At 60.0% G+C, this 22,293-nt stretch carries 24 protein-coding genes and 1 pseudogene; 19 read left to right on the top strand and 6 right to left on the bottom strand.

From position 1 onward, the window contains the following. From AC0L3K_RS38450 to AC0L3K_RS38465, 4 genes and pseudogenes are all read right to left on the bottom strand, one after another. A pseudogene (locus AC0L3K_RS38450) lies at nucleotides 1-193 on the bottom strand (serine--glyoxylate aminotransferase); the annotation flags it as partial. A 20-nt stretch (nucleotides 194-213) separates the two neighbouring features. Then, nucleotides 214-513, bottom strand: a complete 300-nt coding sequence (locus AC0L3K_RS38455; protein WP_007591343.1) for a DUF3551 domain-containing protein — start codon at nucleotides 511-513, stop codon at nucleotides 214-216. Between the two features lie 272 nt (nucleotides 514-785). Then, a complete protein-coding gene (locus tag AC0L3K_RS38460) occupies nucleotides 786-1,271 on the bottom strand; it encodes an Lrp/AsnC family transcriptional regulator (protein WP_219680218.1) in 486 nt (161 codons plus the stop codon). 262 nt (nucleotides 1,272-1,533) lie between these two features. After that, entirely contained in the window at nucleotides 1,534-1,839 is a 306-nt protein-coding gene (locus AC0L3K_RS38465; protein WP_007591346.1) for an ETC complex I subunit, read from the bottom strand. Nucleotides 1,840-2,098: 259 nt separating this feature from the next. Between AC0L3K_RS38465 and AC0L3K_RS38470 the strand changes: the two genes are divergently transcribed. After that, on the top strand, nucleotides 2,099-3,268 hold the full coding sequence (locus AC0L3K_RS38470; protein WP_007591348.1) for an OpgC domain-containing protein: 1,170 nt from the start codon (nucleotides 2,099-2,101) through the stop codon (nucleotides 3,266-3,268). A gap of 39 nt (nucleotides 3,269-3,307) precedes the next feature. Here AC0L3K_RS38470 and AC0L3K_RS38475 read toward each other — a convergent pair whose 3' ends face one another. Next, nucleotides 3,308-3,502: a hypothetical protein gene (locus tag AC0L3K_RS38475; RefSeq protein WP_007591350.1), complete on the bottom strand. Its 195-nt coding sequence runs from the start codon at nucleotides 3,500-3,502 to the stop codon at nucleotides 3,308-3,310. A 334-nt stretch (nucleotides 3,503-3,836) separates the two neighbouring features. Here AC0L3K_RS38475 and AC0L3K_RS38480 point away from each other — a divergent pair, with 334 nt between their 5' ends. From AC0L3K_RS38480 to AC0L3K_RS38535, 12 genes are all read left to right on the top strand, one after another. Further along, a complete protein-coding gene (locus AC0L3K_RS38480) occupies nucleotides 3,837-3,968 on the top strand; it encodes a hypothetical protein (protein ID WP_256375792.1) in 132 nt (43 codons plus the stop codon). A gap of 535 nt (nucleotides 3,969-4,503) precedes the next feature. After that, complete coding sequence (locus AC0L3K_RS38485; protein ID WP_473368011.1) at nucleotides 4,504-5,898, top strand: tyrosine-type recombinase/integrase; 1,395 nt, start codon at nucleotides 4,504-4,506, stop codon at nucleotides 5,896-5,898. A gap of 122 nt (nucleotides 5,899-6,020) precedes the next feature. Further along, on the top strand, nucleotides 6,021-6,221 hold the full coding sequence (locus AC0L3K_RS38490) for a helix-turn-helix domain-containing protein (protein ID WP_317244336.1): 201 nt from the start codon (nucleotides 6,021-6,023) through the stop codon (nucleotides 6,219-6,221). Nucleotides 6,222-6,373: 152 nt separating this feature from the next. Then, nucleotides 6,374-8,779, top strand: a complete 2,406-nt coding sequence (locus AC0L3K_RS38495) for a DUF3987 domain-containing protein (protein ID WP_473368012.1) — start codon at nucleotides 6,374-6,376, stop codon at nucleotides 8,777-8,779. Nucleotides 8,780-9,146: 367 nt separating this feature from the next. After that, nucleotides 9,147-9,530, top strand: a complete 384-nt coding sequence (locus AC0L3K_RS38500) for a hypothetical protein (protein WP_473368013.1) — start codon at nucleotides 9,147-9,149, stop codon at nucleotides 9,528-9,530. A 77-nt stretch (nucleotides 9,531-9,607) separates the two neighbouring features. Next, nucleotides 9,608-10,057 (top strand): hypothetical protein, encoded by a 450-nt coding sequence (locus AC0L3K_RS38505; protein ID WP_473368014.1) that lies wholly within the window; start codon nucleotides 9,608-9,610, stop codon nucleotides 10,055-10,057. Nucleotides 10,058-10,286: 229 nt separating this feature from the next. Then, on the top strand, nucleotides 10,287-10,937 hold the full coding sequence (locus AC0L3K_RS38510) for a hypothetical protein (RefSeq protein ID WP_473368015.1): 651 nt from the start codon (nucleotides 10,287-10,289) through the stop codon (nucleotides 10,935-10,937). Nucleotides 10,938-11,094: 157 nt separating this feature from the next. Beyond that, a complete protein-coding gene (locus AC0L3K_RS38515) occupies nucleotides 11,095-11,340 on the top strand; it encodes a hypothetical protein (RefSeq protein ID WP_247452942.1) in 246 nt (81 codons plus the stop codon). An 83-nt stretch (nucleotides 11,341-11,423) separates the two neighbouring features. After that, entirely contained in the window at nucleotides 11,424-12,431 is a 1,008-nt protein-coding gene (locus tag AC0L3K_RS38520) for a COG3904 family protein (RefSeq protein WP_473368016.1), read from the top strand. Nucleotides 12,432-12,621: 190 nt separating this feature from the next. Then, nucleotides 12,622-12,999, top strand: coding sequence for a hypothetical protein (locus AC0L3K_RS38525; protein ID WP_473368017.1), 378 nt, complete (start codon nucleotides 12,622-12,624; stop codon nucleotides 12,997-12,999). Between the two features lie 107 nt (nucleotides 13,000-13,106). After that, nucleotides 13,107-14,375 (top strand): hypothetical protein, encoded by a 1,269-nt coding sequence (locus tag AC0L3K_RS38530; protein WP_473368018.1) that lies wholly within the window; start codon nucleotides 13,107-13,109, stop codon nucleotides 14,373-14,375. Between the two features lie 9 nt (nucleotides 14,376-14,384). Further along, nucleotides 14,385-14,564, top strand: coding sequence for a hypothetical protein (locus AC0L3K_RS38535; protein ID WP_473368019.1), 180 nt, complete (start codon nucleotides 14,385-14,387; stop codon nucleotides 14,562-14,564). A 398-nt stretch (nucleotides 14,565-14,962) separates the two neighbouring features. Here the strand turns inward: AC0L3K_RS38535 and AC0L3K_RS38540 are convergent, their stop codons facing one another. Next, nucleotides 14,963-15,175: a hypothetical protein gene (locus tag AC0L3K_RS38540; protein WP_473368020.1), complete on the bottom strand. Its 213-nt coding sequence runs from the start codon at nucleotides 15,173-15,175 to the stop codon at nucleotides 14,963-14,965. 243 nt (nucleotides 15,176-15,418) lie between these two features. Here AC0L3K_RS38540 and AC0L3K_RS38545 point away from each other — a divergent pair, with 243 nt between their 5' ends. From AC0L3K_RS38545 to AC0L3K_RS38570, 6 genes are all read left to right on the top strand, one after another. Then, the gene (locus tag AC0L3K_RS38545) at nucleotides 15,419-16,156 is read left to right on the top strand and encodes a hypothetical protein (protein ID WP_473368021.1); all 738 of its coding nucleotides are present in this window, start codon (nucleotides 15,419-15,421) and stop codon (nucleotides 16,154-16,156) included. Between the two features lie 284 nt (nucleotides 16,157-16,440). Beyond that, a complete protein-coding gene (locus tag AC0L3K_RS38550) occupies nucleotides 16,441-16,791 on the top strand; it encodes a KTSC domain-containing protein (protein WP_473368022.1) in 351 nt (116 codons plus the stop codon). 78 nt (nucleotides 16,792-16,869) lie between these two features. Then, on the top strand, nucleotides 16,870-18,900 hold the full coding sequence (locus tag AC0L3K_RS38555) for a peptidoglycan-binding protein (RefSeq protein WP_473368023.1): 2,031 nt from the start codon (nucleotides 16,870-16,872) through the stop codon (nucleotides 18,898-18,900). An 18-nt stretch (nucleotides 18,901-18,918) separates the two neighbouring features. Next, nucleotides 18,919-19,569, top strand: coding sequence for a hypothetical protein (locus AC0L3K_RS38560; protein WP_473364163.1), 651 nt, complete (start codon nucleotides 18,919-18,921; stop codon nucleotides 19,567-19,569). Nucleotides 19,570-19,964: 395 nt separating this feature from the next. Beyond that, nucleotides 19,965-20,543 carry a DUF2939 domain-containing protein gene (locus AC0L3K_RS38565; RefSeq protein WP_473368024.1) on the top strand — a complete coding sequence of 193 codons (579 nt, stop codon included), beginning with the start codon at nucleotides 19,965-19,967 and terminating at the stop codon, nucleotides 20,541-20,543. Nucleotides 20,544-21,910: 1,367 nt separating this feature from the next. Continuing rightward, complete coding sequence (locus tag AC0L3K_RS38570; RefSeq protein ID WP_473368025.1) at nucleotides 21,911-22,141, top strand: hypothetical protein; 231 nt, start codon at nucleotides 21,911-21,913, stop codon at nucleotides 22,139-22,141. Nucleotides 22,142-22,293: the final 152 nt, after the last annotated feature.

Raw genomic sequence — 22,293 nt, forward strand, 5'->3', positions numbered from 1 at the left:
CCTTCTCCGAGACGGCGTTGAAGCCGAGGCCCGGCGGCAGCATCAGGCCCTTCTGCGAGCCGGCCACCGAGACGTCGCTGCCCCCGGCCTCGTGCTCGTACTCCCACGCCCCGCGGCCGGCGCGGGTGTGGCCCCGCAGCCGCGCGGGGTGGGGGGCGGTGGGGGCCGCCGAGATCCAACTCGGAGGCCGCAACATTTCGAAACCGGTCTCGATCAGTTCGAGTTGGTCTGCCCGCCCGGGCGCAGCTTGGTGCGCGAGTGCGTCTGCTTCGGCTGGAAGGCCAGCGCGTCTGTCGACGTCTTCGCGCCGCCGCTCTGCGAGCACGAGCCGCCGATGCCGCCGGCCGCCGCCCGGCAGGCCTCCATCGTCGGATATCCGCAGCCATGCGCGGCCTGGGCGCCATTGGTGATGCAGTAGTCTTCTGCCTGGGCAGCCGGCGCGGTCATCATGAGAAACGCAGATGCAAACAGCGTCGCAGCGGATGCGACGAACGTCTTCGAGATCGAGGTCATGTTGTCTTTTCCTGCTTCAGGGTCCCACAAAAGAGGCCTCGGCATGCGATGCAGGCTGAGGTTCACACCTCGCATGTAGGCCGGCGCCAGGAACCGGCAATCACGGCTCGGCGCATTGCAGGACTTCCCAAATCACATGTCACAGTTAGGTGAGTTACTTATCTTTTTATCCGCCTTATCCGAACTTCTATCCCAGCAAGGGAATAACCCCCGCGCCTTCAGACGTTTGGATGTCGTTGTGCGAGCTACGTTCTGGGACAGTTGCCGCCGAACTATCCTGCCGCCGCGATCTTCTGCAACGGCAGCGGCACGTCCTTCGCTACGCCCAGCACCGGGAAGCTGCGGACGTTCTTCACGTTCGGCATCGCGGCGAAATGCAGGAGCTGCTGGCGCATGCTCTCGACGCTCGGCGCCACGCATTTGAGAAGATAGTCGGTGTCGCCCGAAATCCGCCAGCACTGCTGGATGCGCGGGATCGCGGCGATCGAGCTCTCGAACGCCGCCAGCACCGGCTGGGCCTGGCTGCCGAGCTGGATCGAGACGAACGACACCACCTCGTAGCCGAGCAGCCGCTCGTCGATGACGGCGCGCACCGCCCGGATCACGCCGCGGCTGAACAGCGATTTCAACCGCCTGACGCAGTTGGGCCCGGACACCCCGACGCGCAGCGCCAGCTCATTGTTGCGAACCCGCCCGTCCTGCTGCAACTCGGAGAGTATTTTCAGATCGACGCCGTCGAGCTGGTCACGCCCGGCCATACCCCCACCTCGCCATGAGCCTGTCTTGCGCGGCAGCGAAGCACGGAGCGGAATGGCTGCCAAGGGCAGGACGATGGGAAGAACCCGCGTGGTTGCCCGGGCTTATTCCGGCCAGCCGCGGGCTTTCACGCGGGGCTAAAAACAAGGATGCCCGGGACCCGGCTCCACCAAGGCTTCGCAGGGCATTCGGTGTTGGGCCGGCGAAGCTTCAGCGAAGACGGCAAGCCCGGGCATGACCAGAGTCTCGACGCGTGGCCCGCCCTCAATGCGTCCAAGGCTCGCCGCGGCGGAACGAGAAATTGTCGGCATAGGCGACCGGACGGCGCACCGATTCCTTTGGCTCGATCACCTGGTAGGCGATGCCCTTGCGCTCGCAATAGGCGACCGCCTCTTCCTTGCTGTGGAAGTGCAGCGTGATCTGCTGCTTCATGTCGCCGGACGAGGTCCAGCCCATCAGCGGCTCGACCGCGCGCGGCTGCTCGGGCTCATAGTCGAGCTGCCATTCCTTGGTTTTGGACCGGCCGGATTGCATCGCGTTCTTGGCGGGCTTGAAAATGCGTGCGGTCATGGATGGTCCGGGCCTCTTGTTCGTCTTTTCGTTCGATTTCGATGCGGCACGGTAGCAGTTGGTGGAAACCGCGGGCATAGTATAGAGACACCTTTAGGGAACTGATCCGTGATTCCGGCCCCCGGGATGCCTCGCCGACGGGTATAATCATTATGCTGCATCGTGACAATTGCGTACCCGCCTTCCGCGCCGGGATCTCGCCCGGCGGCCCTGCTTCGTTGACGCCCACCTGTCCGTCCCCTCCGAAAGCTCCCGTCGCATGTCCTTCCTGAACATCAACGCCACGCTCCCCGAAAAGGGCCGTGACCTCAGGCTCGACCTGTTTCGCGGTATTGCGAACTGGGCCATCTTCCTCGACCATATCCCCGACAACGTGGTGAACTGGATCACCACCCGCAATTACGGCTTTTCCGACGCCGCCGATCTGTTCGTCTTCATCTCCGGCTACACCGCCTCCTTCGTCTATGCACGGATGATGCTCGAGCGCGGCTTCCTGGTCGGCGCCACGAGGCTGACCAAGCGGGTCTGGCAGCTCTACGTCGCCCATATCATCCTGTTCGTGATCTACATCGCCTCGATCAGCTATCTGGCGCTGCGCTTCGGCGATTCCGAGATGATCAACGAGTTCAACGTCGCCGGCCTGGTCGACAATGCCACCGAGACGCTGCGCCAGGGCCTGTTCCTGCGCTTCAAGCCGCTCAATCTCGACGTGCTGCCACTCTACATTGTGCTGATGGGGCTGTTTCCGCCGGTGCTGTGGTTCATGCTGCGCAAGCCGGACCTGACGATGGCATTGTCCATCGTGCTTTGGCTGACCGCGCGCCATTTCGGCTTGAACCTGAACGCCTATCCGGCCGGACAGTGGTACTTCAACCCGTATTGCTGGCAGGTGCTGTTCGTGTTCGGCGCCTGGTGCGCAATGGGCGGCGCGCGGCGCTCGATGGCGCTGATCAATGCGCCGGTCACGCTCTGGCTCTGTCTCGGTTACATGCTGTTTGCGCTGGTCATGACCATGGCTGGCCGTTTCCCGACCCTCGGCGGCATGTTCCCGGAATGGCTGTTCTCGGCGTTCAACCCGAACGACAAGACCAACCTTGCGCCCTACCGCTTCATCCACTTCGTCGTGATCGTGATCCTGGTGATCCGCTTCGTGCCGAAGGACTGGCCGGGCCTGGAATGGAAAGGGTTCGATCCCATCATCGTATGCGGCCAGCAGTCGCTCGCCGTGTTCTGCGTCGGCGTGTTCCTGTCCTTCGTCGGTCATTTCGAGCTGTCGATGAGCTCGGGCTCGCTGTTCGCGCAGATCTTCGTCAGCGTCGCCGGCATCGCGATCATGACGACAGTGGCCTATTACATCTCCTGGTCGAAGAGGCAGGACAAGCCGCTGAAGCCGCCGCCGCCCAAGCCTGCCGCGGCAAAGGCCGCTTGAGGGGGCAGCGATACCGCGCCGGACGACAGCGACGCCGCTTCAGGCTGCCGCTTCGCTGTCGTACTCGGTGAATTTCTTGTAGATCCAGTCGCGGCCGTCGTGGCGGCGCCAGACCTTGCCGTAAACCAGCTGCCCGTTGATCGAGCGGCGCGGCACGAACACGGTCCAGAGATGCCAGATCTCGGTCCAGCTCGCCTGCGGACCGATGGTTCGGACGTTGCGATCGAAAGACATGATGCAGAACTCACAGGATACGAGCACTGCGACGAACTGTGATATCATGTGAGCACGAATTTCAGGCAGCCGTCGCGAGCCGGACCGATCTGATAACAGTCACGAAGACGGCCGCAACAACCGCTCGTCCTTAACCTAACCGATCAACCTTACTTCCTGTGCGCGCGCGGCAAGACCGGTTGAAAGCGGTCGCCGATTTTCCTAGACTGTGTGTGATTTGAGAATGAGCGCGTCGTTTTGAGGACGTGCGGTTATTTCCAGGCTGACGCAAATTTTTGAAAACTATTAATGGGCGGGGGCCACCACGATGAATTTGCAATGTGCATGTCTGCGCTTGGCGCTGCGTTCGACGCCGCCTGCTCTGCCCGCGAAGACGCCGGAGCAAGACCCGCGGAAGGCCGCCAACGACAATCAGCTGGCCTGGCCGTTCCTGCCGTTTCCGTTCGGCTGGTACGCGACGAACTGATGGTCGGAAAAGCGTAACGCCGCGCAAGCGGAATATCATCGCTTGGCGGCGCCCGTTAGGCATTGGGCGCTGAAATCCCCCAACACCTATACGTGCATGGCGACGACAAAAGGTTCGACAAAGTTTTACGATTTCCGCACCGCCCGATCTGCCCAATGGCTTGAAAAATCGCGCAGAAGTCGCGTTGGGCAGGGAATGAGCGCCGAGGGTTTGGAGGGCTTTGGCAGCTCCGGGCATCGGCACTGAACGCGCACCATGCTCGGCTGCTGCGCTCTCGCCTGGATCGCCTGGCGCCTCGCCGACGGGCTGTTGTTCTCTGGTGCGGTTCCGACCCACCTCCGGACTGGTCGGGGCAGCTGGATTCGAACCAACGACCTGCAGTACCCAAAACATATCAGGTAGTCCCTCACCCACCCTCCAGCACCCTCAGCGGCCTTAACGGCCGCCGAGAAATCGCCCGCTCCTTCACCGCGTGCCATCCATCACCTGCTGTGATTGGCACCGCGGTGCTTCCCCCGTGCTTCCCGGAGGACAAATGAGCGGTCAAACCATCACCAAAACCTTGGTCGACGGACTGGAAAAGCAGGCGTCGGAATACACGGTTTGGGACGCGAAGCTTCCCGGGTTCGGGGTGCGCGTCCGGCCGACCGGGGCAAAGTCATTCATCATCGTTTACCGGGCAGGAACCGGCCGGACGGCGCCCGTTCGCCGGCTCACTCTGGCGGCCGTGGGCAAGATCGCCCCGGAGGCCGCTCGCACCCAAGCCAAGATCCTGCTGGGAACCGTGGCCAACGGCGCCGACCCGGCCGCGGAGAAGCGCGCGAATCGCCCGAAGCGCGAGCGGCTAACGTTCGATGAGCTCGCTCAACTCTACCTGGACCAATACGCGAAGGTCCGGAAATCGTCCTGGAAGAACGATGAGGGTTACCTGAAAAAGGCCCGGACGAAATGGAAGCGGCGAATCGCTGCCGAAATCACCGACGATGACGTCGCCGAACTCCTCGAGGAGATTGGGGGGACGGCGCCGGTCGGCGCCAACCGAACGCAGTCGGTCCTGCACACCTTGTTTTCCTGGGCCAAGGAGCCGGGCCGGAAACATGTGCCAGCCAATCCTGTGGCGGACATGCGCCGGCGCTATCAGGAAAGCCCGCGGGAACGCGTGCTTTCGGACGACGAGATCAAGGCTCTCTGGTGGGGCTTGGATGACCCGGCCCTTCCTGCCGGGCGGCCGATCGCGCTCGCCCTGCGATTCATTCTGGCAACCATGGTGCGGCCGGGCCAGTCCGCCGGCCTTCTCGTGCCCGAGCTTGTCGGCTTCACCTCGGATGACCCGCAGTATCACATTCCAAAGAATCGGGTGAAGAAGCGGCGCGAAGTGATTGTCCCTATGAACGGTTTGGCCATATCAGTCGTGCGCGAAGCCATCGTTTCCGAAGGCCAAGGGGCGGTCTTTTCTTCCTGGACGGCGAGGCCCAATTCAGATGGATCGCAATCGGCGGACGGAAGCCCGGTTGATCGTCCGCCTCGCCAACTATCCCCGATCACCCGAGATGCTCTGTCGGCCGCGCTCAACGGCCGGCCAGCAAAGGGAAAGCGGCCAGCGCGGAAGGGCATTCGAGAGCACCTCGGGATGGCGCATTTCACACCGCATGACCTCCGGCGTACGGCAGCAACGATCGCGCGCCGCGGCGGGGCCAAACGTGAGGATGTCAAAGCGCTCCTTGATCACCTCGAGGGCGATGTGACGGCGACGTACGACAAATACGACATGCTGCCGGAAAAGCGGACGGTCGTCGCAATTCTTGAGGCGGAGCTCCGTAAGATCATCGGCACCAGGCCCGCTTCGCGTGCGCCGCTCCTGGTCGCCAGCGAGAATGTCGTATCGATTGTCGAAGGAGAGCGCAGAATTGTGGGTTCTGTGAATCGCTAAAATCAACAAACCCACAAATGCAAAGGGAGATGGCTCCTGATGGTCTTTGCTAGCATCTGATCCAGTCAGTGGGCGCTAGCGGCTCCTTGTTGGGCCGCCAGCTCTCTCAAACGGAGAGGAAGATGCAGCAATTTCTCGACACGAAGGAAGCCGCCAAGCACGTTCGACTGTCGACTGCCACGCTTGAGCGCTTGCGCGTGCGGGGTGGCGGTCCCCATTACATCACCCCTATTCCAACCCGCGTGCTCTACGACGTGACCGATCTTGATGCTTGGATGTGGAGCCGCCGACGTAAATCCACCTCGGAAACTGAAGCGGCCTAAAGCCGTCGGCGCGCATGCGCGCGCCCCCTTCGCCGGCCAAGCATTCCCGAACGCCAGACAATGAGGGCCAAACAGCCACCTCCCCGCGGGCGCCAAAAGAATGGCCCCGCCGACTGCCAGGTCGAACGGGGCCAGAACTGAAAACGTGAGAGATGAATAACACAACGATCGTTGACAATCAACGAACCGCGCTTGGCCTCGCCGAGTTGGGGTTCGACGTCTTCCCGTTACTTCCAAATCAAAAAACGCCGGCGCTAGATAAGAATTGGAAGGACGTAGCCACTCGCGATGCAGTTAAAGTGAGGAAGCTGTGGGGCGGCGGCTATCGCGCCTGCAACATCGGCATTCGCACGGGTCTACCGCTACAGAATGGCGTTCTGGTCGTCATCGATATCGACATCAAGGATGGCAAACCGGGGTTGCAGTCGATTGCGGAGCTCGAGGACCAGCTCGGCAAGTTGCCCCCGACCACGACTTTCAGCACCGCGTCTGGAGGTGAGCACCGCTACTTTGTAGCGCCCTGGCCGCTCGGGAACAGCAATTCCAAGCTTGGGCCCGGCATCGATGTAAAATGCGTCGGCGGTTATGTTGTTGGCTGTGGAAGCACCATAGACGGGAAAAAATACGACCTCACCAATCAAGAAGGTATCGCCGAACTGCCCGGCAGTTGGGCCACAGCGTGCGGACGTCCCCGCGAGCGATCTACTCTCGATCGGGACAGCCCCTTGGTCGAGCTCGATCAACCGACCAACATGGAACGCGCGATATCGTACCTCGCCGGCGGCGCGCCGGCGCATGGCACATACGTCGTGGCCTGCTCCGTCCGCGATTTCGGCATCAGCCAGGAAAAATCCCTTGAGTTGATCCTTGACCATTGGCCGGGCGCCGAAGGTAAGAGTTACGAGCACATCGAAACGCGCGTGGCCAACGCCTACACGTACGCGCAGGATCCTCCCGGCATTGCATGCGCCGAAGTGGAGTTCGAGCCAGTCGAAGTTGACGCGCGATCTCGCCCGGTCGGCCAGTGGGATGAACCGGCGGACCTCTGGAAGGAAGAGACGCCGCCAAAAGACATGCTCGAGGGCATCGTTCCGCCCTTTCTGAACGCGTTCGGAAGGGACCGGGCTAGATCGCTCGGTGTGAACCAAGACGCAATCACCGCAGCCGCCGTAGCCGTCGTGGGCTCGCTGATCCCGGCGACTAATCGGCTGCAAATGTACCAAAACCGGAGCTCCTGGTCGGTGCTCTGCGTCTTGTGGACTGCGCTTGTCGGCGACCCAGGCTCAGCTAAATCGGCTGCGGTGAAGGCTGCGCTCGCTTTTGCCAACCCCGTCAACAAGCGCTGGTCGGTGGCGTTCGCCAAGGAATTGTCCGAGTTCGATCGCTTGGAACTCGCGTTTTCGGCACAAAAGCCGGGGAAGAAAAAGACCGAAGACCCCCCGCAGGAGGATCTGCATCCGGCTGACGTGAGCGTGAAGCCGACGCCACCTAAGTCGCGGTCAAAAATCTCAAATGACAGCACGACGGAGGCGATTGTCACTCGCCTTGCCGAGACGCCGGAAGTTGCGCCCTTGATTCAGTATTCCGACGAACTGTCGGGATGGTTGGGCGGCATGGACGCCTATCGGTCGAAGGGCTCCAAAGACCGGGCGCTTTGGCTTGAGGCGAAAGAAGGCGGCCCCTACCGTGTGGACCGACAAGGCCGCGGCTCGGTCGAGGCGCCAAATCTCGCGGTGTCGATCATTGGAGGAATTCAGGACGACCTCATCGCCAGGCTAGCCCCCGACCTTGCGACCGATGGTCTGCTTCAACGCTTCGCCTTGATCGCCATTCGGCAGCTCGGACTCGGCGAAGACAACGCCGAGATTCCTGCCATCGAGGCGGCTATTCCCCGCGTGGCCTTGGCGCTTTCCGGCCTCGAGGAGGCTACCTACCGCTTCGACGCGCGAGCCGCCGAGGAGCTGTGGGCTGTCAAGGCGTTCAAAATGCGAGAGATGGCTCGCCCCGACATCCCCTCGGGACTGAAGACGTGGCTGGCGAAGGCCGATGCGGAGTTCGGCCGCTACGCGTTGGCTTTCCATCTGATCGAGTGGGCCATTATCGCGGACGCGCTGGAAACACCACCCGATGAACTCATCTCAGACGATACCGCCAGGCGAGCTCGACGGTACGTGGAGGAGTTTCTCTACGCCCACGCCCTGTTCATCCACACGACCGTCCTCGACGGTGCCGGCCACGACTACGAAGCCCGGTGGATCGCTGGCTACGTTCTCACACGCGATCTGGAGCGAATAACCGCCAGAGAGGTCGGAAGAGCGCGGCCGCGCAGCCTGGGGCGAAACCGGAAGCAGTTGCTCGCCGTAATGGGCCGCCTCGAGGCTGACGGATGGATTCGAATGACCAGTTCTGATCCTGCCAGCTGGCGGGTTAATCCGGCAGTTCACGATGGACGCTTCGAGGACATTCGGCGGGCCGAAACTGAACGCCGGGATTCCGTTCGCGGCGAGATCGCGGAGGCCGCGAGCATTCGGCGAGCCGCTACGGGAGCTTTGCTATGAAAATGCGAGGCCGTCAGCGGTGTCAGCGGGTGTCAACGCTGTCAGCGCCATTGGTTCCCGATTTGCGGCCTGACACGCTGGACCGCGCCGGCCTAGATGCGCTGACAACCGCTGACAGCGCTGACAGCAAAGAGGCCTTGAAGCCCTCGCCAGCGGCGGAGATGTCAGCGGTGTCACTTGCGCGCGCGGATACACCAAGGCTTTTTACCCCCTCCTACCTCTACTTTCCCCTGAGTCCATTTAGGCGGAATCCGCTGACACCGCTGACAGCTCGCCCCGCTGGCCGCTTCACCCCAGTCGCGGCGCCCGCCCCGACTTTCGCCCCAATCCAGGGCGTGGGCATGCGCCCGCAATACGGGAGGCATCAATGAACCGCTTCACTCCTGGCCGCTCCTTCAAGTCCCGAGGCCGGTCGTACCAGATCCTCGGCACCAAGGATCATTGGACCCGCGATGACCGCTACGTGGAGATGATCCGCTATCAGTCAGTTTGTGCTGAAACTGGCTGCGGACGCATCTTCACGGCTCTCACGACCAAGAGCAGGATCCGCAAAGGGCAGCTCAACAAGCGCTGCGAGCTTCACCACGCGCCCGGCGTACCTATTCCGGTCAAGAAGGTCAGGAAGAAGCGCCCGAAGGCCCGGCCGAAGAAGCCGACGGCAGCGGCGCTGCTGAGGGCCCGCCGCGAGTGGGCGGTCCAGCGGGCCATCCTCGCCGTGCAGCGCGTCCACCGCCCCTCCTATCTCGACTGAGTGGCCTCGTGGCAGGCTTGCGGGGGCCTTCCAGGTGCGCCAATCTGGCGTTGAGCTCTAGAACGGAGATCTTCCCAATGCCCCGCGGTCAGTTCTACACGGTCTTTACGTTGGGATTCGCCACTGCGATCGCGTTGCTCGGCATGGCCACAGCCCTCACTTTGCTCTGGATGCCCCAAGCAGCTTATTGGACTGCCGCGGCGTTCGGCGCACCCGGCCGACCGCTGACCTGGATGACTCCGGGTGTCTTCTCGGCCGTTGCGGCCGGCGCCGCTGTGTTCCTTGCCTGTTGGCTCGTTCGCATTCAGCAAGCGATTGTTCGCTGGTCGGGCGATCGCCTCATCGCGAAGCTCAATCGTCAATACAACATGATCGCTCAGCTCCAGGGGCGAGAGTACGCTGACGAGTTCATGAGACTGCAGGCCCAGGCTGTGATCGAGGAGAGCGAGGCCAAACCTTTCAACCTCTTCGGACGAGAGACAATGTTGCACGCCGTCGCTGCGGCGGGGGTCCGACCGCCAACGTAATTGCAGCCGCCGACGGCGTTGTTCATCAGCTACGCAAGCCAGGTGGCGCGCGGCGGAGGCAACCGCGAGCTGGCGTGCGAAAAGTAATCCTCTCAGTTGTCATCTTAGCAACGTAGCCCGGACAGCCGAACACAGCGCACCACAACCGCGTTCTGGCGCCAAAGTCGCGCATAAGAAATCGCCAAAACGCGCAAAATCGATAGTGCGCCCACCACCGCGCCGATTCGGAGTGACGCACGTTAGCTTGCCGAGTTTAGCGAGACCGGTCGACCAGACAAAAACACGAGACAAGCACGTGGGCTCGCTAGCAAAAGCGCTTTCGCGCAATGTCGACAAAGCCGACAAACCCTCACCGTTGACCGAGCATGGTTTCAGTGATCCCAAACGCCCCGGGGCTCACGGAGAGCAAGGCATGCGCAACGAACAGGAATTCCTTACCGTCGCAGATCCATTCACCACCATTCCCGATGGCCAATTTCCATCTCTGCCGGACAATCGTGCCGGCGACCAGGCTCTACACCCAGCGCCGCCGAACGCGCCGCCTTTCCCGGAGGCCATCGTACCGTACGAGCCCTCGCCTGAGATCAAACAAGCGATGCTCGCGGCGGCCCGCGGCCAGCAAATGGTTGACCGCCTTGCCGCCCTTCAGAACGAGGCCGTCGAAAAGCACACCGGCATCTCGCGAAGCGAGCTCGGCTTGCGCGTCTGGAACGCGCCGATGGCGGCGGTCGCAAGTCGCCTCGGGCTCAAAAAGCACGTGCTGATGCGCATCTGCAAACTCTATGAAGTGCCGACGCCGCCGAAGGGCTACTTCAGCACAAGTTTCGCCAACCGGCCGATCCGATGGACACGTGTTGCCGTTGGGGGGCCGACCGCGTGACCGCTTTCCTCCCTGCCAGGGACGGGAGGTCCTCGAGCGTCTCAAGTGATGGCCGACTGTACCGGTAGGATTCCTGCTCATCCGATGGTTGGACTCGACCCACGGCCTGCAACGTGGTTGCATATGACGTTCGATAAAACCTTTTTGGGGGGATGGAATGAAACAGCTCATTTTGGCTGCCGCACTGGCGCTCGCCACAACCGCCGCACAAGCGCAGTATCTCAGCGGCACCGGTTCAAATCCGAGTACGCATACCTCGTCGGGATATACCCGCAGCACCGGTACTTACGTGGCGCCGTACGTCGCGACCAATCCGAATGGCACGCAACGCGACAACTTCGGCACCAGCGGCAACTATAATCCGTCCACCGGTCAGACCGGTCACCGGACCCCGCGCTATTGATTGCAACCATTGGAGACGTTCGATGAATTGTCGCCGGTTGCGACAACGAAGTCGGACGTCTTTCTTGATAAAGGCGAAAGGTGATGGCCAAGTCGCGCCCAATATTTACAGTCCTATTGCTGCTTACGCTCGCCCTGTTTTCGCGCGTTGTCCACTCTGCCGAAGTCAAAGTCGGTGTGGGGAAATCTGGACAAGCAACGATCTGGATCACTGGGGAGATTGTACCTGGTGACGCCGACAAGTTTTCGCAGTCAGTTCGGCAAGCCAATGATTCCGGGAAATTTGTCGCCAACGTTAGACTGGATTCTCCCGGCGGCAATTTGCTCGAGGGGGTCAAGATTGCCGACGCCATAAGGTTCGGCAAAACATCCACGAACGTGGGCAAGACAGCGGTCTGCGCCTCGGCTTGCTTTCTGATGTTCGCTGCAGGTTCAACCAAGAACGCCGGCTATGGCGCTCAGGTCGGCGTCCACGGTGCGTCAGGAGAAAACGGAGAGGAAACGGCGGCATCAGGCGCGGCGACGGTCTCCATGGCTAAGATCGCAAAGGAGTTGGGCGTCCCATCCGCAATCATCGGCCGCATGGTCGTTACGTCTCCACAAGATATGGTTTGGCTAAGCCCGCAGGAGCTTCAGTCGATGGGCGTCACCATGATGGGCCGTCCCTCTCAAGTCACTCCGCCAGTCGCCAGTCTGCAACAAACGCCACCCAATTCACCTTTGTCGTTATCACCTTCAGGAGCGGGGCTCTCCGCTGCAAGAACGACGCCGAATGCCAGTCCTACTTGGGGAGAAATTGTCAACAGGGCAATGGAAAAATCAGCAAGCCAGAATAACGGGAAGCCGCTTTTTAGCCGCTCCTGCCAGCCCGAACTGAGGGTGTGTAACATCGGCCTAAGCTACCTGGATAATCAGGGCAAGGTCGCCTTCTTAAAAACAGTCGAGGACATGAACGGCAAAGTCATTGCACGTGAGGCATGCACCTTGAACGATTTCCAGGACGTCCGAAACTGCATTAACTGGGACGATGGCAGTAGTCATCGTGACATGAAGGACAGCAAGGGAGTTTGGTCGAAGGTGGCCGATCAGTAGCGCCCCTTGCGTCAACTCCCAAAGCAAAACAGGTGCAGGACGAGGAGCTCTCGCCTCGATTGAGGGCGGGTGCTCGACTTGCTCGGCTGCCACATAGGACCGGATGGGTAGAGGCACTGGAGAAGCTGCTTCGAAGCGAGAAAAGAAGGCCGGGACTGAAGTAGTTGCAGCAAGAAGGCCGAGTTCGGTAATGAAGCTCAGAATCATCGAACTACCTGACGATCACGCATTTCTCTCGCCGGTACGATCGCTGGTCGATGGCGTATTCAAAGTGATTGGCTGGCTAGCGCTTTCGGCAACAGTTCAGGTTGCTGCTGAAGCAACACGAAGTGCGCTACTCTGGTCCATGTGCTTGATCGGCTATCTGATGATCGCGTTCTACATTCAAACCTTCATTGCATGGCTCGGACATGGCAAACTGCCCGGAATGACAACGGCGATCCGGGATGTTCGGCCAGGGAGGGGCTCGCGGTTTAGTTTCGTTCGGTGGCTGAGCCGCGTAGCCGTGCCCGCAATTGGTGTCGTGATCTGGCTATCGCTCATGCTTGCGATGCAGTCCCACCATTGAGAGGTCAGCATCGGCCATCGTTGATTTTCAAAGGTCGTCGAAAAAGTAGCGGGGCGGCTCTTGCCTTCGCCCTCTGGTTGCGGAATGCTATCCGCGGGGGATTCTCAATGACCGCAGAAGTCTGCATCATGAACCGACTGGCTGTCGTGCTCGCCGCCGACAGCGCCGCAACAGTCTCGCAGTGGACCGGCGAAAAGGTCGAAACAAAGTATTTTAAAGGCTCAAACAAGATTTTTCAGCTCTCCGATCATCATCCCATCGGACTCATGATTTTCGATTCCGCGGACATCATGCGTGTCCCGTGGGAGATCGTCGTAAAGACGTTTCGCTCTAATTTGGGGGCGAAAAATTTCAACAGCGTGAGCGAGTATGCGGCGGAGTTCTTCGGCTTTCTGGAACAAGCGTCCTTGATGATTCCCCAATCAATCCAGGACGAGGTTTTTTTAGATGCCGCACGGCTAGCAGGGGTGCTCACGACAAACCGAGAAACTTTCCCCGATAGCGACGCAGACCGGCTGGCCGAGAATCAAAAGATACTTGAGGCGAGAGCCCAAGAGCTTTCAGGCCTACCTTATCCCGACGGTTTAACGGAGGACATGTTCAATGAGGCGGTTGCAAAATATCTCCAGCCCCTCGTGACTCATATCGAAGAGTTTCGAGACACGTTTGGTCGCGCTTTTCCCGCTGATACAGAGTATTTGGCGCTGATCGGCATCGCCGAAGTCTTTAAGCGGCCCGATCAGCACCTGAGCGGCTCTGGCCTAGTGTTTGCTGGCTTTGGAGATCACGAAATTTTCCCATCGTACACTGAGTTCAAATCGTACGGCGTCATCTGCGGCAAGCATATAGCTGTACACACTTCGGACTTTGCCATCACCCACGACGTGCCAGCCCGTCTATCTCCATTTGCTCAGACCGCGATGAGCGACACGTTTTCGCTGGGCATCAGTGAGGACGTCTATCTCTCAGTTATGTCGACGCTTACGGCTCATCTGGCGGATTTTGCACGAAAAATCATTGCTGATTCGGGAGGTAATTTAGCAACGATCCCAGATTTCGATGTGGTCGTGGCTGAAGCGCGACGCGAGATGGGAGCGGATGTGCTAGACAGGGCGAGACGAGAGCATTCGATGCCGTTGAGACGGGTCCTCAGCGTCCTTCCCGTCGATGAAATGGCCGAGCTGGCCGAAACATTAATCAATCTCCAGGCGTTAAAGGAGAAGGTAACCAAAAACTCGGAGACTGTCGGCGGCCCGGTCGACGTCGCGATAATCACGAAAACCGAGGGCTTAGTTTGGGTCAAGCGCAAGCATTTCTTTGATATTGGCCTGAATTCCCGCTATTTAGTCCGCCAGCAGAACCGCCTTCAAAACTAGGAGCGATACATGGCGAAGACCACAGCTCCAAACGAGGATCCCGGCCGGATGTCCGATCAGTCTTTGGAGAAGGGCTTGAGCAAGCTCCAGGAGCAAGCCAAACGGGAGAGCCTCGCTCAATATCGAAGCTCGATCGACAAGGTCAATCGGTCGCAGGACCGGGATATCGAGCGCGCGCTGAGCCGCTGAGTCCGTCGAACTACGCCCGAATCTGGATCACGTTGCTCGCCTGGCCATCGACCAGCCCGATCAGATGAGCGGCCCAAAGGTCAAGCGCCTCGCGCTTTTCCCTGAAGTAGTCGCTGGGGTCGTAGGTGCGCACAGCCCGTTAAAGTGGACGGGAACCGTGTGGCACCACATCCCTGCCCCGGCTTGGTTGCCCGGCCGCGTGGCCTGCCTCTCGGCCGCCTTCATGCAATGATCACGGCCGCCGTCGCGTTCGCGCCGAGGGCCTCGCCGAAGCTAGACCCCGGAGACGCCCCTGCGCCTGGCGCAACTCGTGACCGGTTGCGGCCTGGGCTGCCCGGAGGCACGAGTCCAGAGGGGACATTCCGATTCGCGCTCTCGCGTCCGGCCGAACTCGTGTCCTACCCGCTAACCGGCCCCGACAGCGTCTCCAGTCCTGCCTCGATGGCCGCGATGTCCTGTTCAACCTGCGTGATCGCCAACCTGCAGTCGAAGCCCTCCCAGGCTTTCAAGTCGACGGCAAGTCGCCGACGGTGCATCCTTAGGTCCTCGAGCGATTGGCGGTCCTTCAGTCTCGCATAGCCGTCCACAATCAACTCAATCGCACTCGACATGACGCTACCCCACAATACGAGTTGGTCCTGCAAAGGCGGCTAGTCTACAATCGGGAGTCCGCTTGGGGGAAGTACCCAAAGGCCTAGCGGGGGACGACCGGGTTAGCAAATCGGCCCATCGCGGCAATCACATACCGCCTTCGACCTTTGGACGATGGGCAACAGACCTACGGCGCGCACACTTGCCTTGCTCTCCCGCCCTAGTTGCGCTTGGATTGGCGCCGGGTCTGGGGAGTTTTCATTATGCGCATTTTCATGATCGCGGCCGCCTGCGCCGCGCTGACCGGCTGCACGACAGCCGGCGAGACGGTCTCATTCAAAGCCTCTAGTCCACAGCAACAGGCTCTCATGCGGGACGGACAGCCTGCCCTCGTTTCTCGCCAGAAGAGTTCGCTTGTGCTCGTGCGGCCGGCCTCCCGACAGCTCCAGGCGAACGGCCGGCCTGTATTCGTGGTGGGCATCAATAACCTGAGCCGTCAGCCGGTCGAGTTTAGAGTCGGACAGGTCGAAGCGATCCAACACGCCGCTGGATCCGACTTCGAAATGAAGATCGTCACCTACGAGATGCTTGTTCAAGAGGAAAAGAACCGGCAGGTGGCGGCCGCGCTTCTTACAGGGGTCGCGGCGGGCGCCAACGCTTACAGCGCGTCTCGCGCCGGGTATGGCAGCTACACAACGCCGAGCGGCCGGACCGGCACCTTCTATAGCCCAACGGCCGCGGCGATCGCGCAGAGCAACGCTGCCGCTCAAAACGATGCAATGATCGCCAGCACGGTGGAGGCAGGTCAACGCAACATGGCTGTGCTCGAGCAGGCGGTGATCAAAGATAACACGCTACTGCCCGGCGAATGGTATGGCGGACAATTGCATGTCGCCCCTCCTACTGATCAAGGCGGAGCCCAAAAGAGCTACACGATCATCATCACTGTCGGTTCAGATCGCCATGTCATTGACGTGGCTCAAGGTCCGGCGGGTGCCTAGATGCGTTGCTCGCTGCTTGTAGCTTTCTTTTTTCTCAGCAGCACGAACGGCGTTCATGCCGCTTGCTATGCTCCCTCGGCCCCGTATTGCGCGGCACGTTATAGCGCGTTCGACGATCAAGATGAGTTCGATCGGTGCCGCCGTGAAATGACGAACTATCAGATTGAAGCACAAGATTTCCTCGCTTGCATCCGACGTGAGACCGAGGAGCTAAAGCGCAAGTCCGACGGTGTCATTGACGAGTACAACAATGCGGTCGAGGGCTTCAATCGGAGGGCACGAGGATGAGATCCGCTCCAGTACTCCTGGCGGTCGCGACCTACGTCCTAGCAGCATCGGCCGTGAGCGCCGAGACCGTGGACGTAAAATATCGCGGACCAGTTGATCTAAAGCCGTTCGATTGTCAAAGCATCTCGCGAAGCAGCTTTATCAACCGCGTTTGTTATGACCCTCGGAACCAGTATTTGGTCATCCAGCTAAAAGACACATACTACCATTATTGCGAGCTGCCGAAGGTTACACTCGATGCGTTGATGTCCGCCTCGTCGATGGGACGGTACTTCAACGCCAACATAAAGGGCTCGGGAAAAGACGGCCCGTACGACTGTCGTACGCACAAAGAGCCGTCTTACTGACTTTTAGCCAATTGGTGTAGTTACGACGAGCTACAACCGCGCTATGTGTAGTTGGCGGAGATTCGGCGGGCAATTTGCGTGGCGGGGCAAGCACTAAATAAGGTCAGACTGTTCGTGCTGTTGCTGAGCACAGGAGTCACCGCGGAAGCACAAGTTCCGAACCAGATCATTCGAGATATGATCGGGACGCTGCAAACTTTGCAGCGGAATAACGGGCCTATGGGGCCCGCCCTGCCCGGCGCGCCCATCCTGCAACCCAACATCTCCGCGTCCAAACCGACCATTAGCTGCACAAACGTGCGGTCGCCGTTAGGAATCTTGCTTTGCAGTGATGGTAATGCAGCCAAAGCTGACTGGGACGTCAACGCTGCAACATGGGCTTATTCTGGTACGCTGAACGGCGCGGAACTTAGCACTTTCCAACAAAATCAAACTGATTGGGTCCAATCCGTAAGCAGGACCTGCAAACTCGATACTTCCCTCAACCAAGACCAGCGCCGTTGCGTACTCGAATCGTATCGAACTCGGACGAAGAAACTCCTAGGAAAGCTTCGCGGTGATGCGCTCGAGGAGGCTAAACAAGCGCCTAATGAACGCGCCACTCTACAAGCTCACCTCTTCGCATTAGGCCTTCTCCGCGACCAGCCAGATGGCGAATTTGGTCCGAATACAAGAATTGCGATTAAGGCGTTTCAGGATTCCAGACGCGCTCCCAGCACTGGTTTCCTGACCAAAGAGGATCGGGACGCGCTTCACGGTACCCAGCAACCAAGCCGACCGCCACAGATGTCAGGCCCCTTTCCTCCCGACCGATTCACTCCTCAGATCACCGAGCGACCATCTTCGCAAGAGAACGGGCCCCGGTTTCCTGAGCAAGTCACAAGTGAAGCTGAGGTGTCGCTGAAACGACGTGACACGGAGGGCTCCGCCACCAAGATCGTGGAGGTTACGGGGCTCGGAGAGTCGCCTGAAGCAGCGCGCAAAGACGCCTCGCGTTTGGCTGTTCAACAGGTGGCCGGCGTCTACATCGATAATCGGCGCCGCGTTGAAACCAAGATGTCGGCCGATCAAGTCTCGACCATCGTAGAAGAAAAGCTTCTGTCGTACACCAATGCCTACGTATCGAAATTCGAGCCGGTGTCCCAGGAGTGCACCAATGGAAACTGCAAAGTTGTCGCACGGATTACGGTGAACGTCGCCCCGCTGGTCCAGACACTGCGCGCAAGCGCGGTGCCTACGGTCGAGTTCGACAGCAACTCTGCCGAAGCAGCGGCGACTACATTGGGTGCCGAGCGAGCGGCAGCGTTTGAAACCTACAAGGACCTGATTGCCCGAATAGACACTTTAGTAACGATCGGCGTTGGAAAGGCGGAGGTTAATGCGAATCTGCCATCGGCATCTGACTCCGTTTGGCTAACCGTGCCGATCACATTCTTTGCCAGCGGCGCCGCGAACAAGGAATGGACTGAGAAAATCAAGCTAATCGCGGACAAGCGCGAACAGGTCTCGTTAGAGGTGACCAAAATACCTAGCGAGCCTCGCTGTAGCCTGCAGACAATTTCGCCGGCGTCGCTACCGTTCAGAAAAGATTCGAACACCGCCTTATCAATACCGGCCGTCTGCTTCGTCACAGGTGTGAAGAGATCGAGCCCCGAGGATTTCGCCGGCCCTGGTCGCGCCTATCAGCCACGTTCGGGCCGTTACGGAACTTTCGCTTCAGCTGAGTGCTTCGGACGCACGTTTGTTCGAGAAGAAGGGGCAGCCGTTAGCCTGGGCAAGCGCGCCTCAAACATCCTTCTGGTCGTCGAGTTTGCCGACGCCGACGCGAAGGTGATCCACACGGTTAACAGCGAGATGGGAAATTTTCCGGAGCTTCCAATCTGGGAGTCGATCCATCGCCCCCAAGACCGTCAGACAAGTTCGCTGGACTATTGCGCATCGGGCAGCAACGACGCGGGCTTGTTCTACCGAGCAACCCGCAATGCCGGAGGTGACACAATCATCTTCCCTCCTGAAGGCAGCCGGATGAATGCTTTGCTGAACGTCAAGATTTCCAATGACAAAGTCGGACAAATCGCCCGCATCCGGGCATCCCTCAAGAAGCCTTAAACAGAGTTCGGAGATAAGATGACGCGATCGCATGTGAGGTACGTTGCAGCGGTAGCCCTCGCAGTCCTTTGCGGACCGACCGTAGCTGCGGCGGGTTCAGTAGACGAAAAGGGCGACGGGAGCACCGTTTGGCAGGCCGGCGTTGATGGCGTCGAGGTCGAATGGAATGGCGATAACTCCGTTAAACGGATCTCATCGCGGTTTAGCACGCCAGTCGAATTCGGAGACAGGAGAGGAATTTCGAAGGCGCAAATCATCGCGGAGGAAAAGGCCAAGGCAGCCATCGTGCGATTCCTTGAGCAATCGGTGTCTTCGACCCGTGTTACGGCTGAAATGCAAAATGACCTGAATCACGCAACTCAAGAGCGGAAAACCGGTGAAAAGGCGACCGCTCAGAAGGTTGATCAGCGCGTCATGATGGAATCGCTTACTGAAGTCACGACCTCCTTCGCGTCTGGCAAACTTCGTGGCGTAATCGTTCTCGAGAAGGGGTACGATGACAAAGCGGATGAGGCCTGGGTCGTAGTTGGCATCAGCGACAAAACGATAAAGGCCGCTAGCGGCGTGAAGGCGATGACCGATGAACGAAAGCCGGTTAGGACCGATGGGCCCGACGGTCTGGGTAAACAGCCGAGCGAGGTAAGGCGTTCAAACCAAAAAGATTGGTGATCGATTTAGCTTGTCAAAGTCTGCAGCGACGACGATTCGAAGTCGACGTGGTCACTGCCGCGACCTCGCGACACTGTAGGGCTGAGCTTATAGTGGCTGTGGGGTCGTCCCGCACTTCGCCCCGTCCCGCGGCACCGCCACTCGGGCAGAACCCGGACACTAGTGCTTCGCTGCCGTCGCAATTGGCTGCGCCGTCGGCCTGAACCGCTCGGATGTTGACCGTCGCCGGATCACCGTTGTCTCCCTTTTCGCCTTTCGGACCCGGCGGCCCTTGAGGCCCCTGCGCGCCGGCGGGACCTTGCGGCCCTGGATCTCCTTTAGGCCTGGGTCTCTCCCACACGCTGCGAGTGCGAATGCTGCTTGGAACAATGGCCTTCCACCATGATTGCCGGTCCATGAGGTGGCTCGTTGGCATCGTGGCGGCGTTCCTGATCTGCCTCTTCATCTATGCCGGGTCAGCCTTCGTTTCGGTCTTGGGCCTGGTTTCGGCCGTGCGAAGCGGAGATGCCGCTGAGGTGATGGCCCGTACAAATTTGCCGCGCATCCGGCATTCGATCGTCGACCAGGTTGTGTCCGCATACCTCGATCGCATTGGCCAAAAGCGGCCGGTGCGGCCATTCGAACGGATGGCAATCAACGCATTCGGTGCGACAATTGCCGACGACCTCGCGGTCAAGCTCATGACATCGGAAAACTTATCCGTCCTTTTGAGCAGCGGCACCGTTCGCAACGCAGCAGAAAACATCACGTTTGGGACGATGTCGTCGCTGGCCGAGCTCGACGCGTCGAACATCTTTGTTCTCGCGGGACGGATAACGCCAGTGAAGCCGGTCGAGTTTGCGGTGAAGCTCGGAGAAAATCAGGACGCCGGGAGCGTTAGCCTGCATTATGAAGGGGCGACCTGGAAGCTATCCGGCATCACGTTGCCGCCGAAGGTCTTGTCCAGCATAGTGGACCGGCTACCAACGCGCTGAGCCCACCACGTTCAGAGGAGAAGCGAGGTTCGCGCTCTACTCAGCGCCACGTCCGACAACCAGCCGTTGCTGGTCTGCCGGGAAGGCCTTGATGCAGGAGACGAGTTCGTCTCGTGGCAGATGAAACGCTCGCCTCAGACTTTCGAGCTCAAGCCAAGCAGTCCTCTGGCGGCGCCTTCCCTCAGCCCAGAACGATGGTTTCAACCCTCAGGCAGCGCATGCACCTGTAGGCGTAGGCGGCGGGTAGGTTTGCAATTGCGGGCAGCAACGCGAGAAACTCCATTGGCCGCTGACATCTGCTGCAGATGAGGGTTGGCGCCTTTTCCTTGTCACCGCCGCGCGCCATTGCCGGACCGCCCAAAGGTGAGGACGGTAAATCCATCGATCGGCGTTTACATCTCCGGGCAACTACCGCCCTGCCGAATCGAAACAGGCCCCGCCAGCGTGAGCCGCTATTGCGCCTGAACCGAGACTCAGTTCTGATTTCGATCATTGCGGCCAAATTGCTTGCGGGAGGCGATCGTGAATGGCGAAGCCGGATGCACCGTTTGTAGCCAAGCTCGACTCCTCAAAGCTGTTTTCCCCGTGACCAAAGGCTACGAACTGAAGCGTTATGAATGCGCCAGCTGCCGCAGCGATCTGTGGCTAGTTACGAGAGTGTCCCGATCATCCGCGCCTAAGCAGCAAAGCGGAAGATCCCGCCGAGGTACGCGGCCCAAGACCATCGAAGCGGCCCTGAAGGGCGCCTCTCGTGCCGCAGCTAATCCAAAGCCGAAAGCCCCGCCATCGTGAACCGCGGCGCTCTTGTTGCCTGGGGTGCAGGCCTTCTGCCGGCTGTGAACAGATCATATTTGCGAGCCAGAATTGCTGCGATGCGATCATTCACCGGGGTGGCCTGCACCGAAGGGCTGAGGTCTGGCCGGATTTCAGCAGCGGAAAGCCGCCCCAATTTGTCCGCTAGAGGAACGAACACGCAGAGGAAAGCTTGGACGTTTTGCTAGCTGTCTCCCCGCGCTGGCGGAGCGGCCCCGGCATTAAATCCCCAAGAGCCCGAGCCGGGGCCGTCTCTAAGCCGCGCGGCCTTGCCTTACTCGGTCGGGCTTCCTTGGGAACATAAAGCTGCGTCCAGAGTCTGCCCACGTAGTGGCGAGACGTCCTATGACATCAAGACGAGATTCCGTCCGATGTCCCAAGTGCGACCGACCGACACGGGTTATAGAGCGCATTTGGAACCCAAAGCCACCCGGCTTCCTCCGGATCTTCGAATGCGAATGCGGCGAGTTGGTCTGGGAAGAACAGCCCCATGAGGACGTGGAGGCGAGGCCTGAACAAACGCCCCCGCTCCTACACACGCCGACGGCCGGCAGATGAAGATTACCTTTGGCGAGATGCGCGAGATGGGCCTGCGTGGCGTCCTGGTCTACTGCCATTGCGGTCACAACGTTGCTCTAAGCGCCGATCGCTGGCCAGACGATGTTCGCTTGTCTGATATCGAACCACGGTTCGTTTGCGAAGGGTGGGGATCTCGCGGCGCAGACGTTCGGCCGCACTTCGACTGGAAGGCCAAAGCGCCTTTCGGTGGCTTGGGCTATCGATAGCCACTTAAAGACGGCCCCGGCCGTGGGGGCTTTTGAGGTGTGGGAGGCCGGGGCCGCTGGAGGTGCTGGACTGCGTGCGGATTCCGGGGATTGCGGCCAGGGATTCCGATTGAACGCGACCATGCATTCCGATCGAAGGCGGCCACCTGTTC

The sequence above is a fragment of the Bradyrhizobium sp. MI1.10 genome (assembly GCF_055811035.1).